Origin of the sequence: Streptomyces sp. NPDC058751 (assembly GCF_042746485.1) — a bacterium.
Lineage (GTDB): Bacteria > Actinomycetota > Actinomycetes > Streptomycetales > Streptomycetaceae > Streptomyces.
This window is the reverse complement of record NZ_JBHYPZ010000008.1, coordinates 75,821-90,380: the sequence shown is the minus strand read 5'-3', so window position 1 is coordinate 90,380 and position 14,560 is coordinate 75,821. Positions and strand designations below refer to the sequence as shown.

Genomic DNA, 14,560 nt, shown 5'->3' with positions numbered 1-14,560 from the left:
CGTGAACGAGAACTACTCCGTCCCCGCCGTCGCCCTCGTCGTCCTCGCGACCGTCCTGGTCGGCGCGTTCGGGCTGCGCGTCTCCCGGACCACCTCCGACTTCTACGTCGCCTCGCGCACCGTCGGCCCCCGGCTCAACGCGGCCGCGATCAGCGGCGAGTACCTCTCCGCCGCCTCCTTCCTCGGCATCGCCGGCCTGGTCCTCGTCCAGGGGCCCGACATGCTCTGGTACCCGGTCGGCTACACCGCCGGCTACCTCGTGCTGCTCCTCTTCGTCGCGGCACCCCTGCGCCGCTCCGGCGCCTACACCCTGCCCGACTTCGCGGAGGCCCGGCTCGGATCCCAGGCCGTCAGACGGCTCGCCGGAGCCTTCGTCGTCGGCGTCGGCTGGCTCTACCTCCTGCCCCAGCTCCAGGGAGCGGGGCTGACGCTGGCCGTCCTGACGGACGCGCCCGACTGGTTCGGCGGAGTGCTGGTCGCCGTCGTCGTGGTGGCCACGGTCGCCGCGGGAGGCATGCGCAGCATCACCTTCGTCCAGGCGTTCCAGTACTGGCTGAAGCTCACCGCCCTGCTCGTCCCCGCGCTCTTCCTGGTCCTCGCCTGGCAGTCCCACGGCGCTCCCCGCGACGCCTTCGGGGAACCGCCGGCCTTCCGCGAGCAGCGCCTCGTCCGGATCGGCTCGACGCTCGACCTGAGGCTGTCCCGGCCGCTCACCGTCACCGTGACGGGCACCGTCGACGGCCGGCGGTACGAGGACACGCGCGTGCGGCTCCCGCGGGGCACCCACCGCGTCGACGGCGGCACCCGGCTGGCCTTCGACCGGGGAACCCCGGTCCCCGCGGCCGAACGCGGCGGCGACGACGCCCTGACGGCCCCACCGGCCGCCGGTCGTGGGGAGCGCCCGCTCTACGCCACCTACGGACTGATCCTCGCCACCTTCCTCGGCACGATGGGCCTGCCGCACGTCGTCGTCCGCTTCTACACCAGCCCGCACGGCGTCGCCGCCCGCCGCACCACCGTCGCCGTCCTCGGCCTGATCGGCGCCTTCTACCTGCTGCCGCCCGTCTACGGAGCGCTGGGCCGGCTGTACGCCCCCGAACTCAGCCTCACCGGCGACGCGGACGCCGCCGTCCTGCTGCTGCCCGACAGGATGATCGGCGGAGTGGGCGCGGACCTGCTCGGGGCGCTCGTCGCGGGCGGCGCCTTCGCCGCGTTCCTCTCGACGGCGTCCGGGCTCACCATGGCCGTCGCCGGGGTGATCACCCAGGACGTCCTGCCCTCCCGCGGCGTACGGCACTTCCGGCTCGGCACCGTCCTCGCGATGGCCGTGCCGCTCGCCGCGAGCGTGCTGGTGGGCGGGCTGCCCGTGGCCGACGCGGTGGGGCTCGCGTTCGCCGTGTCCGCGTCCTCCTTCTGCCCGCTGCTGGTCCTCGGCATCTGGTGGCGGCGGCTCACCCCGCCCGGGGCCGCGGCCGGGATGCTCGTCGGCGGCGGCGCGGCACTCGTCGCCGTCGGCGCCACCATGGCCGGCTATCCGGGGACGACGGGCTCCCTGCGGGCGCTGCTCGCCTGGCCGGCGCTCTGGTCGGTGCCGCTCGGCTTCGTGACCATGGTGCTGGTCTCGCTGGCCACCGCCGCCCGCGTACCGGCCGGCACGGCGGCGATCCTCGCCCGCTTCCACCTCCCGGAGGAACTCATGGAAGGCCAGGTCCGGACGGCCGTCGGCGGGACGGGGGTACCGCCCGCGCGAGCGAAGCCGGGCGTGGGGGAGGGCGTGGCGGGCGCGCGGGAGGCCGGACCATGAGGGCCCCGGCCGACGGGCCGCGAGGCGAGGGCCCCGGGGCCGGGGCGGTACGGGACCGGCGGTGGCCCGGGCAACCGTGCCCGCGACCGGGCGGGAACGGGTGTGCGTGCGGGATCGTCGACGGGACGGTGAGCAGATGAGCGGGTTCGTCGCCGGGCTCTGCGTGGCCGTGCTCCCCCTGCTGGCGGCCGGGTTCTGGCTCGGCAGGCGTACCGCGCGGCCCGAGAGCCTCGGCGGACTCGGCACCCCGGTCGAGCACGCCACCTTCCAGACCCTGCACACCGCGTCGCTCGCCGCGCCCCCGCTGCGCGCCGGACTCACCGAGGAGACGGCCCGCCGGTCCGCCCGGCGGCTGCGCACCCTGCTCGGCACGGACGCCCTGTGCCTCACCGACCGGGAGACGGTCCTCGCCTGGGACGGCGTCGGCGCCCACCACCGCACCGAGGTCGTGGAACGTCTCGGCGGCCCGCTGGAGACCGGCCGGGGCGAGGCCTTCCGGCTGACCTGCGACGAGCCGGACTGCCCGCTGCGCTGGGCCGTCGTCGCACCGCTCACCGTCGACGAACGGGTGCACGGAGCGCTCGTCGCCTGCGCACCCCGCGAGTCCGCGGTCCTCGTACGCGCCGCGGGCGAGGTCGCGCGCTGGGTCTCCGTCCAGCTCGAACTGGCCGACCTCGACCGGTCCAGGACACGGCTGATCGAAGCGGAGATCAAGGCGCTCCGCGCCCAGATATCCCCGCACTTCATCTTCAACTCGCTCGCCGTGATCGCCTCGTTCGTCCGCACCGATCCCGAACGCGCCCGCGAACTGCTCCTGGAGTTCGCCGACTTCACCCGCTACTCGTTCCGCAGGCACGGCGACTTCACCACCCTCGCCGACGAACTGCACGCCATCGACCACTACCTGGCGCTCGTCCGGGCCCGCTTCGGCGAGCGGCTGTCCGTCACCCTCCAGATCGCCCCCGAGGTGCTGCCGGTCGCGCTGCCCTTCCTCTGCCTCCAACCCCTGGTGGAGAACGCCGTCAAACACGGACTGGAGGGCAAGACCGACAAGAGCCACATCAGCATCACGGCGCAGGACGCCGGTGCGGAGGCGCTCGTGGTCATCGAGGACAACGGCATCGGCATGGACCCCGAACGGCTGCGCCGCGTCCTGTCCGGAGAGGTCGGCCCCTCGGGGGGCATCGGGCTCTCCAACGTCGACGAGAGGCTGCGCCAGGTGTACGGCGACGATCACGGCCTGGTCATCGAGACCGCGGTGGGAGCGGGAATGAAGATCACCGCCCGGCTCCCCAAGTACCAGCCCGGAGTGCACTCGGCGACCCGGCGCCCCCGGCAGTGAGCCCCCCCGACATCGAGGCCCCGGTCAGGCGTTGCGGGAGACCACCATCCCCAGCGTGACCAGACCGAGCACGACCCAGCCGAACCACAGCCAGCCGTTGCTGCCCAGTGCCACCGTGTAGGCCGTCACCACGACGAGCCCGCCCACGGTGAGCACCCCCATCGTCTTCGTCGAACCGGGCATCGCAGCACCCTCCTCGAGTCGGGTCCGCGACGCGGGCCGTGGCCTTCGGGGCCATTTTCACCCGGAGGGAGGCGCTTCGCCAGGCCTGTGCGCACTACTGGGTCCCCCGCGACGGGCGTTGCCCTTCCTCGACGAAGCAGACCACCAGGTAGTACGGCCGGGACCACACCCCCACACTGCGCACCCCGTGGCTCCAGTACGCGGAGGGGGAGTAGCCGTACCGCTCCGGCGGCGCGTCGGCCGCGCACTGGTCGTTCGCCTGCTCCAGCGGATCCGTTCCGGGCCGGTAGGCGCTCAGGTGGGTGATGTCGACGACCTCGCCCACGTTCTCCTGGTCGCAGGCGACCAGTTCGAAGTGCGTGCCGACGCGGGCCTCGCCGCCCGCGCGCCCCAGACAGTCGCCCCGCTGCATCTGCGTCGCGTCCGTGAACGTCATCCCGGGCCCGCGCAGGTCCCCGAGCGGACCGAACACCGGCCCGTGCACGCCCGCGAGCAGACAGGCGACGGTACCGCCCGCCGTGCCGAAGCCCTCCCGGGTGGGCACCACGGCCATGCTCCTGACGTTCCACGCGAGCTTGCGCGCGGTGTCCTCGGTCCGCTCCGCGCACCGGCGCGGGCCGTCACGGCGGGCCGCCTCGTACGAGGACGCCCTGTACACCGCCATGACCTGGGCGTCGGGGCTCTCGTCGTGGCAGCTGGGGTCCAGCTTCAGCCGGGGCACGGTCCTGGTCCTGGCCAGGGAGGGTTCACCGAGGACGCAGTCGCCCCGGCGCAGCGGTTCGGCGAGCCCGACCGCGTCGCCGTAGGGGAGCGGGGCGATCCGGTGCGCCTCCGCGTACCAGACGACGCCCGCCGTCAGCCCGAACGCGAGCAGGACCGCGGCGACGGCCCGCCGGGCGCGCGGCGGCTTCCGCCGCCGTCGTCCCGGAGGGCCGGGGACCGGGACGGGCGGCGCCCCGTACCAGGGAGGCCCGAAGCCCTGACCGGGGACCGGCTGTCGTCCCTCCGGCGCGGAAGGGGGGAACCCGTCCGGCGGCGGGAACGTGCGGGCGCCGTCCCGGTCGGGGGCCGCGGGCGTGTACGGGCCGTGGCTCCCGGCCGTCGCCCGCGGCCCGTGCCCTCCGGCCGTGGCGGGGTGCTCGTGCGGTCCGGCCGTCGCCGGGTACCCGTGTCCTTCGGCCGCCGCGTACCGCCGGTCCCCGGCGGCCGCGTACCCCTGGCCCTCGGCCGTCGCCGGATGCCCGTACCCCTGGTCCGGGGCCGGACCGTGTCCGGCGGTGCCCTCCGTCGCCGGACGCGCGCCCGGCGGGCCCGGGCTCCCGTCCTCCGCCGGGCCGGACACCCCCGGGACCCCGTCGGACGTGGCGCGACCCCACCACGGCGGCCGCGAGCCCGGGTCGGGGCGGGTCGGGGGATGGGGCTGCGGTGTGAGGATCCGGGCCAGTGCCGAGGCGGTGTCCTCGGCCGACAGCCGATGGGCGGGATCCTTGACCAGCAGCGCCTCGACGACGGGCCGCAGGGCGCCCGCCCGCAGCGGCGGCGGTGCTTCCTCCAGGACCACGGCGGTGATCGCCGCGAGTTCGGTGTCCCGGTCGAAGGGCCCGTGCCCCTCCACCCCGAAGTACAGGGTGCAGCCCAGGGAGAACAGGTCGGCCGCCGCCGTCGGCGGACCTCCCGTCGCCCGCTCCGGGGCCAGGTATCCGGCCGTGCCGACCAGCACGGACGTCTGGGTCCAGCGGGTCTCCGGGGAGTCGGGCTGGACCGAGATCCCGTAGTCGGTGAGCAGGACGCGGGCTTCCGGGGCCCCGGTGCGGTCCGGGGCGAGCAGGATGTTGGCGGGCTTCACGTCCCGGTGCATGATGCCGTGCTCGTGCCCGGCGGTCAGGGCGTCGAGCACCGCGACGCCGATACGGGCGCACGCGTCGGGAGCGAGGGGGCCGCTCCGGGCGAGCCGGTCGCGCAGGTCCACCGCCCCCGCCACGTACTCCATCACGATCCACGGCAGGCCCTCGTGCTCCAGGACGTCGTGGACCGTCACGACGTGCGGGTGCCCCCGCAGCACCGCCGCGTGCCGGGCCTCGGCGCGGGCCCGCGCGATCCGCGACTCGTGTTCCGCGCCGTACCCCGGCGCGTCGGGGAACCTGATCTCCTTGAGCGCGACGTCGCAGTCGAGCCGCTGGTCGTGCGCGAGCCACACGTGCCCCATCCCGCCCGACCCGATTCGGTCCACGAGCAGATACCGGCCGGCGATGGTCCGGCCCACGCCCGGCCGGGGCGACCTCGGGCCCATCAGGTGACCCCTCCCTCGGAGGCGGACGCCCCTCCCGCGTCCCCGGCACCCGGGGAGCCGCCCGCGCCGGAGTCGCCGGTGGCGGTGGCGGTGGCGCCCGAGTCCGCGGTGCCGGTGGTGTCGCCTCCCGGGGTGCCGTCCGTGGTTCCGTCGGTGGCCTGGCCGGTGGTGGTACCACCCGCGTCGGAACCGCTCGTGGCGGTGCCGTCGGTGGAGCCTTCCGTGGCGCCGTCCGTGGCGCCGTCCGTGCTCCCGCCCGTGGTCGAGCCGTCGGTCGAGCCCTCGGTCACGCCGTCGGTGGTGGTTCCGTCGGTGGTGGTCCCGCTCCCGGTGGTGGTCCCCGTGCCGGGCTCACCCGAGCTGGTGTCGGTGCCGGTGCCGGTGTCGTCCGGGCTCGGTGTCAGGCCGCCGGTGTCCGTGGGGGTGCCCGGGTCCCCGCCGTCGCCCGGGTCCGACACGGACAGCGTCACCTGGCTGCCCCACTCCAGGGAGCTGCCCCCGGCGGGCTCGGACGAGGTCACCCGGGAGTCGTCCGGGGGCAGGGAGGAGCCGTCGAAGGCGAGGGCGAGTCCCGCACCCGCCAGCCGGGCGCTCGCCTCCGCGAAGGTCAGGCCCGTGACCGGCGGGACGGTCGTCTCGGCCCGCGGGTCGAACGGCGTGTCCCGCTCGCCCTCGGTGCCCAGCGGGCGCGAGATCCCCCGGCCGGGGTCCTCGACGTCCACCAGCCGGAGCCGGTCGATGGACGCCTTCCCGGGCGGCGCCTCCACGACGACGATCCGGTCCTGCTGGAAGCCGGACCATTTCCCGTTTCCGCCCCGGAAATCCACCGAGGCCCTTTCGACGTCCGTCTTGGACGGGCGCAGCGGATTGCCGCAGGAGCACTTCACCGCGGGCAGCCCCTGACGGTCGACCAGAACGGCGATTCCGGCCTGGAGCAGGGAGTCGAAGGGGACGGCTTTGCCGCGCTTGTACGCGTGGTTCGTCACGAGGGTGTCGTGACGCAGGACCACGGGTGTGAGCCGGTGGATATATCCGGGGATGCCGTTCGGCCGGATATCCAGGACGCGCGCCCATTCCCGTGCCCGGGCGGAGTTCTCGGGGGCGGTGAGGAATTTCTCGAGCTTCGCGACGACACAGGTGCCGGGCCGTGCCGAGCCGCCGAAGTCGGGGACGGCTCCACCGGACCCGCCTTGGCCGCCCGTGCCGTCGTTCCCGGTGCCGGTGCCGGTGCCGGTGCCGGTGCCGCCGTCGCCCCGGCCGACGGGGCCACCGGGGCGTTCCTCTCCCGGTGTGCCCCCGTACAGTCCCGGGCTGTTGCTGGCCTGGACCCCGCCGACCGGCCGGGCGCGCGGTGCGGCGGTGGTGTCCTTGCCGAGCGCGCCGTTCTCCTCGAAGAAGGGATCGGCCTGCGAAACCCCCGCGGCCACGGCGCGTATGACGAACAATTGATCGGATTTCCCGCACCCGCTGACGACCAGTGCGGAAATGAGCAGCAGAGCCGTCCGGCGTACCGCTGATAATCCAGCCCTTCGCATGGGCGTGCGAAATACCATGGCCGCTCCCCCTCGCGGTTTCCACGGGACCCCGCGGTCCGGAGAGCGGACGCGGAGCATCGCCTCCATGCTACTGAATGGAAATGCCTTTCAGGCAAGTGCGTCTGATGCGGTGAATTCAGCGGCCGCGTGCGTTGAGCGAGGCCAGATAGGCGTTGTACGCCTCGAGTTCCTTGTCGCCGTCCCGGTCCGCGGCGCGGTCCAGGCGCTTGGCCTGCCGCTGCTCGGAGTTGTACCACTGGAAGAGCAGCGCGAGCAGGACGAGGACGGAGGGGATCTCGCTGAACGCCCAGGCGATCCCGCCGGCGGCGGTCTGGTCGGCGAGCGCGTCGATGCCGAGCGAGGCGGGGGGATTCTCGTACGACTCGACCATCGGCCCCGACGCCATCATCAACGCGATGCCGAAGAACGCGTGGAACGGCATTCCCGCGAACAGCTCCAGCATCCGCATCAGGTATCCCGGGCGGTGCGGGCCCGGGTCCACGCCCATGATCGGCCAGAAGAAGAACAGTCCGACGGCGAGGAAGTGGCACATCATGAAGACGTGACCCGTGGTGGACCCCATCAGGAAGTCGAAGAGCGGGGAGAAGTACAGCGCGTACAGGCTCGCGATGAACATCGGGATGGTGAACGCCGGGTGCGTGACGACCTTCATGTACCGGCTGTGCAGGAACATCAGCAGCAGTTCGCGCGGGCCCTTGGCGCCCCGCTTCGAGGCCACCGGCAGGGCGCGCAGCGCCAGCGTGATCGGCGCCCCGAGCAGGATCAGGATCGGGGACAGCATGCTGATCACCATGTGCTGGACCATGTGCACGCTGAACATGACCATGCCGTAGTCGTTCAGCTTGGTGCACATGACGAGCATCACCGTCAGCACACCGGTCACGAAGGCGGCCGTACGGCCCCACGACCACGCGTCGCCGCGCCGGGCCAGCCGGACGGCTCCCCAGCCGTACAGCCCGAGCCCGAGCAGGCACGCGACGAGGAAGAACGGGTCGGCGGACCACTCGAGCCCCCGCCCCAGCGTGAACGGCGGCAGATCCATGGTCGTGCCGTGCCCGCTGTGATCCATCCGCCGGCTCCTGTTTCTGGGGGTGCCTCCCCCAGCCCTTTTACGGCACTGGGGGAGGTTGTGCGCTGTCTGTCCGCACCAGAGTAGAACCGCCCCCGGCCGCGGCTGCGACCGGGGGCGGTTGTGACGGCGTACGTCTCAGAGCACGCACTCCGCCTCGGCGTAGCGCTCCTGCGGAACCGTCTTCAGGGTCTCGACCGCGTCGGCGAGCGACACCATCACGATGTCGGTGCCGCGCAGCGCGGTCATCATCCCGAACTCGCCGCGGTGCACGGCCTCCACCGCGTGCCACCCGAACCGGGTCGCGAGCACGCGGTCGTACGCCGTCGGGGTGCCGCCGCGCTGCACGTGCCCGAGGATGACCGGCCGGGCTTCCTTGCCGAGCCGTTCCTCCAGCTCGATGGAGAGCTGCCGGGCGATGCCGGCGAAGCGCTCGTGACCGTAGACGTCCTTGCCGCCCTCGTCGTACCGCATGGAGCCCTCGCGGGGCTTGGCGCCCTCGGCGGCGACGACGATGGCGAACCGCTTGCCCGCCTCGAACCGCTCGCCGACCCGCGCGGCCAGCTCCTCGATGTCGAAGGGCCGCTCCGGTACGACGATGGCGTGGGCGCCCGCGGCCATGCCGGAGTGCAGCGCGATCCAGCCGGTGTGGCGGCCCATGACCTCCACGATCAGCACGCGCTGGTGGGACTCGGCGGTGGTCTTGAGCCGGTCGAGCGCCTCGGTCGCGACGCCGACGGCCGTGTCGAAGCCGAAGGTGACGTCCGTGACCGCGATGTCGTTGTCGATGGTCTTCGGCACGCCGACGATCGGCAGGCCGGAGTCCGACAGCAGGCGGGCGGCCTTCAGCGTGCCCTCGCCGCCGATCGGGATGATCGCGTCGAGCCCGAGGTCCGCCACGTGGCCCTTGGCCCGCTCCACGCCGTCACGCAGGTGCGCGGGCTGGACCCGGGAGGAGCCGAGCATGGTGCCGCCGCGAGCGAGGATGCCGCTCACCGCGTCGAGGTCGAGCTTGAGGTAGTCGCACTCCAGGAGACCCTTCCAGCCGTCCCGGAAGCCGATGACCTCGTCGCCGTGGTCGACGACGGCGCGGTGCACGACCGACCGGATGACGGCGTTCAGACCGGGGCAGTCGCCGCCGGACGTGAGGACACCAATGCGCATAGCCCGAAATACCTTCTCAACGTGGTCCGGGGACCGGACCACGTTGTCCGGTGAGGATCCCCGCCAGCCTACCGGCGGGAGGGGGCCGGGCCGTACCGTGCGTCCGCCTGCTGGACGCACCCGCTCACCTGTGCGGATGCGGTTTCAGACGGGCCCCGGGCGGGGTCGGGGGGACCCCTTTCGAGCAGCGGAAACGGTCCTTCCCGGGAAACGCGAAGAGGAACCGTTCCTCCTTGAGAAACGGTTCCTCTGACCCGCCGGGGCGGGCCGGCCCTACGCGGGCTGCTGGGCGGACGCGATGCGCTCGGCGCGCAGCGCCTCGTACCAGCGGTCGTCGGTCGGCGGCAGCGCGTTGACGTCGAGGGCCAGCTTCAGCAGCAGGTCCGCGATCTGCGGGTTGCGGGCGAGGACGGGCCCGTGCATGTACGTGCCGAACACGGTGTCGTTGTACGCGCCCTCGGTGCCGTCGCCCGTGCCGTTGCCGTTGCCGAACCGCACGTTCGCGAACGGGCGGGCGGTGGGTCCGAGGTGGGTGACGCCCTGGTGGTTCTCGAAGCCGGTGAGCTGGGGCAGGCCGAGCCGCGGGTCGATGTCCCCGAGGACGTCGCCGACGCACCGCTCGCCCTCACCGCGCACCGAGACCACGTCGAGCAGGCCGAGGCCGGGTTCGCGCTCGCCGAGGTCGTTGATGAACTCGTGCCCGAGGATCTGGTAGCCGGCGCAGACCGAGAACACGATCGCGCCGTTCTCGACCGCGCGCTCCAGACCGCCGTCGCGGCGCAGCCGCTCGGCGGCGAGCCGCTGCGGCCGGTCCTCGCCGCCCCCGATCAGGTAGATGTCACCGGAGGTCGGGATCGGCTGGTCGCTGCGCACGTCGACACGGGCCACGTCGAGGCCGCGCTGACGCGCCCGGCGCTCCACGACGAGGGCGTTGCCCTGGTCGCCGTAGGTGCTCAGCAGGTCTGGGTAGACCCACACCAGACGCAGGCTGTTGTCAGTCATCTTCTTCGTCCTCCGTGGCTCAGTTGCCGACACGACGCCTCAAGTCCTGGAATGCGGTGTAGTTCGCGATGACCTCGATACGTCCGGGCGGTGCCATCTGCACGGCCTGGTCGAGGGTGTCGCAGACCTGGAACTGCTGGTTGGCCACTTCGAGGCGGACGGCGAGGTCGAGCTTGCGGTCGCCGAGAACGAAGATCGGGTGCCCGGTCAGCCGGGTGTAGTCGACGTCCCACAGCCAGGAGGTGTCGGTGCCGTCGGCGCCGCGCGCGTTCACCGACAGGATGACCGGGGTCGGCGGCGGGTCGATCAGGGAGAAGGTCTCCAGCCAGCCCGCGGGGTTCTTGGCGAGCAGCAGACGCAGGTCGCGCTCCATGAACTGGACCACGTCGTAGCGTCCGGCCACCGCCTGCACCTGGTACATGCGCTCCAGGGCGACCTGCGGCGGCACCCCGAAGACGGCGGCCACGGCGGCCGACGAGGCGGCGTTCGCCTTGTTGGCCCGGCCCGGGAGCTGGAGGTGGATCGGCCACGCGGAGCCGTGCGGGTCGAGGACGTGGTCCTCGGACAGCGCCCAGGTCGGCGTCGGACGGCGGAAGCCGCACTCGCCGCAGAACCAGTCGTCGCCGGGGCGCTGCATCACGCCGCCGCACGACGGGCAGGACCAGGCGTCCTCCTTCCACATCTGGCCGGCCGCCACCCACAGGACGTTCGGCGAGGAGGAAGCGGCCCAGACGACCAGCGGGTCGTCGGCGTTGGCGACCACGACGGCCTTGGAGCCGGCCAGTCCCTCACGCCAGTGCTCGGCCATCATCCGGGTCTCGGCGGCGCGGTCGAGCTGGTCGCGCGAGAGGTTCAGCAGCGCGATGCACTTCGGGTCGGTGTCACGAGCCACACCGGCGAGGTACTTCTCGTCGACCTCGATGACCGCGAACTTGGCCTCCGAGCCGCCGGCCAGCGCCGAGGTGATGCCCGCGGGCATGTTGGCGCCGAGCGCGTTGGACACGACCGGGCCCGCGGCGCGCAGCGCCTCCGCGATCAGCCGGGTCGTCGTGGTCTTGCCGTTGGTCGCCGACACCAGGACCACGTCCAGGTGCGTGGCGAGCCTCGCCAGCAGATCGGGGTCGAGCTTGAGCGCCACCCGGCCACCGATCACCGATCCGCTGCCGCGTCCGGCGGCTCGCGAGACGGCTGCCGCCGCCTTGCCCGCCGTCACGGCCAGCTTGGCCCGCGGCGACAGCGGGTCCGAGTTGCCTGACATCGTTTCTCGATCCTCCTTGCGTACGCGCCGCGCCCCTGCCCCCGGCACATGTGGGGGCTCAGCCTATCGAGATCCACTCACGGGCCCGAATCGCGGCACCACCTCGGTGCCGGCGCGACATGCGCGCGCCTACCAGGACCGTACCCTTGCCGCCATGCGACACGGTTCCATCCCCGGCACTCACGGACGCGTCCGGCCCCTCATCCTGCTCGGTGACCCCCTCCTGCGTACAGCCTGCGAGGACGTCACCGAATTCGGTCCCGAGCTCGCGGAGCTCGTCGAGGACATGTTCGCGACGATGTACGCCGCCGAGGGCGTCGGCCTCGCGGCGAACCAGATCGGCGTCGGTCTGCGGGTCTTCGTGTACGACTGCCCGGACGACGACGAGGTCCGCCACGTGGGGCACGTGGTGAACCCCCGTCTCGTCGAGGCGGACGGCGTGGTCCTGCGCGGACCCGAGGGCTGCCTCTCGCTGCCGGGTCTGGAGGCCGGCACCGAGCGCTACGACCACGCGGTCGTCGAGGGCCGCACGGTCACCGGCGAGCCGGTCACCGTGCACGGCACCGGCTGGTTCGCGCGCTGTCTCCAGCACGAGTGCGACCACCTCGACGGCGGGGTGTACGCGGACCGGCTCACCGGATGGCGCCGGCGGCGCCTCCTGCGCAAGGTGGCACGGGCTTCCTGGAGCGGCTGAGGACGGGCCGGGGCGCCGGCCGTCCCGGCGGGGCGGCCGCACGTCTTCCGGCGGGGCGTCCGTGCGGACTCCTGACGGGGCGTCCCTGCCGGCTTCCGGCAGGGCGTCCGCGCGGGTCCCTGACGGGGCGTCCGTGTGAGTCCCGGTCAGAAACCCGGGCCGCCGACGCGGTCGCCCGCCGCCGCGAGGCGGCCCCACAGCAGGTCGGCCAGGCTCCGTACCAACTCGGCGCGCGTGCAGGGCCGTTCGCCGAGCCACCAGTCCCCGGCCGCGTGCATCATGCCGACGATGCCGTGGCCCCACACCCGCGCGAGCTGCTGGCTGCCCGGTCCGAGGTCCACCCGTTCCTCGATGACCTCGGCCAGTTCCTCGCCCATGCGGCGCAGGACGGGCGCCGAGTACTTGCCCACGTCGAACCCGGCGTCGCCCGACTGGCCGCCCTCCGCCGGGTGCATCAGGAAGCGGTACACCTGCGGTCGTGCCTCGATGGCGGCCAGGTAGGTGTCGAGCGTCGACTCCACGCGCTCGCGCCGCTCGGCCGGGGCGTCCAGTGCCGCCCGCAGCGCTTCGAGGAGCGCGTCGGTGTGCCGCTTGGCGAGCGCGGCGTAGAGGCCGCCCTTGTCGCCGAAGTGGCGGTACAGGATGGGTTTCGTGATGCCGGCCTCGGCGGCGATGGCGTTCATGGAGGCCCCGGGACCGTCGCGCAGCACCACCCTGTCGGCGGCCTCCAGCAGTTCGCGCCGGCGGCGGTCGGCGGACCTCTGCTGATCGGTCCGCTGTGTGGTGTCCATGTGCTCTCCCACCCGTGGTGATTCGGTGACGCTTGCGCAAACTAACACTGATCGTCGTATGGGTATCGAACGGGATGCCGAGCGAAACCCGGGAGTTGACTTTTCTTACTAGCCAGTAACAGACTCCAGTTACCGCAAGTAACAGTTTAGGGCAGCGCTGGAGGGGACATGGCCGAGTTCACCATGGAGCTCAACGACGAACAGAAGGAGGTCCGGGACTGGCTGCACGGTTTCGCCGCCGATGTCATCCGCCCCGCGGCCGCCGAATGGGACGAGCGTGAAGAGACTCCCTGGCCGGTCATCCAGGAAGCCGCGAAGGTCGGAATCTATTCCCTGGACTTCTACGCGCAGCAGTACTTCGACGCCACCGGACTCGGCATACCGATGGCGATGGAGGAACTGTTCTGGGGCGACGCGGGCATCGCGCTGTCCATCGTCGGCACCGGCCTCGCCGCCGTGGGCGTCCTCGCCAACGGCACCGAGGAGCAGATCGGCACCTGGATCCCCCAGATGTACGGCGATGCCAACGATGTCAAGGTCGCCGCCTTCTGCTCCTCCGAGCCCGACGCCGGCTCCGACGTCGCCTCGATGCGCACGCGCGCCGTCTACGACGGGGCCAAGGACGAGTGGGTCCTGAACGGCACGAAGACCTGGGCCACCAACGGCGGCATCGCCAACGTCCACGTCGTCGTCGCGGTCGTCGACGCGGAGCTCGGCTCCAAGGGCCACGCCTCCTTCATCGTGCCGCCGAACACCCCCGGTCTGTCCCAGGGCCAGAAGTTCAAGAAGCACGGCATCCGCGCCTCGCACACCGCCGAGGTCGTCCTGGAGAACGTCCGCGTTCCCGGTTCCTGCCTGCTCGGCGGCAAGGAGAAGCTCGACGAGCGCCTGGCCCGGGCCCGTGAGCGGGCGAAGGCCGGGGGCGGAGAGAGGGTGAAGAACGCCGCGATGGCCACCTTCGAGGCCTCCCGCCCGGCCGTCGGAGCCATGGCGGTGGGCACCGCGCGGGCCGCGTACGAGGTGGCCCTCGACTACGCGATGACGCGGGAGCAGTTCGGCCGCCCGGTGATCGACAACCAGGGCGTGGCCTTCCAGCTGGCCGACATGCGCACCTCGATCGACGCGGCGCGGCTGCTGGTCTGGCGGGCGTCCTGGATGGCGGTCAACGGCAAGCCGTTCACCGCGGCCGAGGGTTCGATGTCGAAGCTGTTCGCCAGCGAGACGGCGAAGAAGGTCACGGCCCAGGCGATCCAGATCCTGGGCGGCAACGGCTACACGCGCGAGTACCCGGTGGAGCGGATGCACCGCGACGCGGCCATCTACACGATCTTCGAGGGCACCAGCGAGATCCAGCGCCTCGTGATCGCCCGCACCCTGTCCGGGATGCCGATCCGCTGACGCCCCGCA

General features: G+C 72.7%; 12 protein-coding genes. 4 read left to right on the top strand and 8 right to left on the bottom strand.

Annotated elements, in window-relative coordinates; all coding sequences use genetic code 11:
• Position 1 precedes the first annotated feature (1 nt).
• Together ACFW6B_RS10300 and ACFW6B_RS10295 are read left to right on the top strand one after the other, a co-directional pair.
• On the top strand, positions 2-1,804 hold the full coding sequence (locus tag ACFW6B_RS10300) for a cation acetate symporter (protein WP_386594075.1): 1,803 nt from the start codon (positions 2-4) through the stop codon (positions 1,802-1,804).
• Positions 1,805-1,940: 136 nt separating this feature from the next.
• Positions 1,941-3,146, top strand: a complete 1,206-nt coding sequence (locus ACFW6B_RS10295) for a sensor histidine kinase (protein WP_386594073.1) — start codon at positions 1,941-1,943, stop codon at positions 3,144-3,146.
• 24 nt (positions 3,147-3,170) lie between these two features.
• On the opposite strand, the gene ACFW6B_RS10290 is transcribed toward ACFW6B_RS10295, so the two are convergent.
• The 7 genes from ACFW6B_RS10290 to ACFW6B_RS10260 form a co-directional block, all read right to left on the bottom strand.
• Positions 3,171-3,329, bottom strand: coding sequence for a hypothetical protein (locus ACFW6B_RS10290; protein ID WP_386594071.1), 159 nt, complete (start codon positions 3,327-3,329; stop codon positions 3,171-3,173).
• A 94-nt stretch (positions 3,330-3,423) separates the two neighbouring features.
• Positions 3,424-5,619, bottom strand: coding sequence for a protein kinase (locus ACFW6B_RS10285; protein WP_386594069.1), 2,196 nt, complete (start codon positions 5,617-5,619; stop codon positions 3,424-3,426).
• Positions 5,619-7,064: a DUF6777 domain-containing protein gene (locus tag ACFW6B_RS10280; protein WP_386594067.1), complete on the bottom strand. Its 1,446-nt coding sequence runs from the start codon at positions 7,062-7,064 to the stop codon at positions 5,619-5,621. The genes ACFW6B_RS10285 and ACFW6B_RS10280 overlap by 1 nt, the downstream gene beginning before the upstream one ends.
• A gap of 226 nt (positions 7,065-7,290) precedes the next feature.
• Positions 7,291-8,244 (bottom strand): cytochrome c oxidase assembly protein, encoded by a 954-nt coding sequence (locus tag ACFW6B_RS10275; protein WP_386594065.1) that lies wholly within the window; start codon positions 8,242-8,244, stop codon positions 7,291-7,293.
• A gap of 138 nt (positions 8,245-8,382) precedes the next feature.
• The gene (locus ACFW6B_RS10270) at positions 8,383-9,408 is read right to left on the bottom strand and encodes a 6-phosphofructokinase (RefSeq protein WP_386594063.1); all 1,026 of its coding nucleotides are present in this window, start codon (positions 9,406-9,408) and stop codon (positions 8,383-8,385) included.
• Positions 9,409-9,681: 273 nt separating this feature from the next.
• Positions 9,682-10,410 carry a type 1 glutamine amidotransferase gene (locus tag ACFW6B_RS10265; protein ID WP_386594061.1) on the bottom strand — a complete coding sequence of 243 codons (729 nt, stop codon included), beginning with the start codon at positions 10,408-10,410 and terminating at the stop codon, positions 9,682-9,684.
• A 19-nt stretch (positions 10,411-10,429) separates the two neighbouring features.
• Positions 10,430-11,668, bottom strand: a complete 1,239-nt coding sequence (locus ACFW6B_RS10260) for a MurT ligase domain-containing protein (protein ID WP_386594059.1) — start codon at positions 11,666-11,668, stop codon at positions 10,430-10,432.
• A gap of 154 nt (positions 11,669-11,822) precedes the next feature.
• Here ACFW6B_RS10260 and def point away from each other — a divergent pair, with 154 nt between their 5' ends.
• Positions 11,823-12,362 (top strand): peptide deformylase, encoded by a 540-nt coding sequence (def, locus tag ACFW6B_RS10255; protein WP_386594057.1) that lies wholly within the window; start codon positions 11,823-11,825, stop codon positions 12,360-12,362.
• A 146-nt stretch (positions 12,363-12,508) separates the two neighbouring features.
• On the opposite strand, the gene ACFW6B_RS10250 is transcribed toward def, so the two are convergent.
• On the bottom strand, positions 12,509-13,153 hold the full coding sequence (locus ACFW6B_RS10250; RefSeq protein WP_386594055.1) for a TetR family transcriptional regulator: 645 nt from the start codon (positions 13,151-13,153) through the stop codon (positions 12,509-12,511).
• A 168-nt stretch (positions 13,154-13,321) separates the two neighbouring features.
• Here ACFW6B_RS10250 and ACFW6B_RS10245 point away from each other — a divergent pair, with 168 nt between their 5' ends.
• On the top strand, positions 13,322-14,551 hold the full coding sequence (locus ACFW6B_RS10245; protein ID WP_386594054.1) for an acyl-CoA dehydrogenase family protein: 1,230 nt from the start codon (positions 13,322-13,324) through the stop codon (positions 14,549-14,551).
• Positions 14,552-14,560 lie beyond the last annotated feature (9 nt).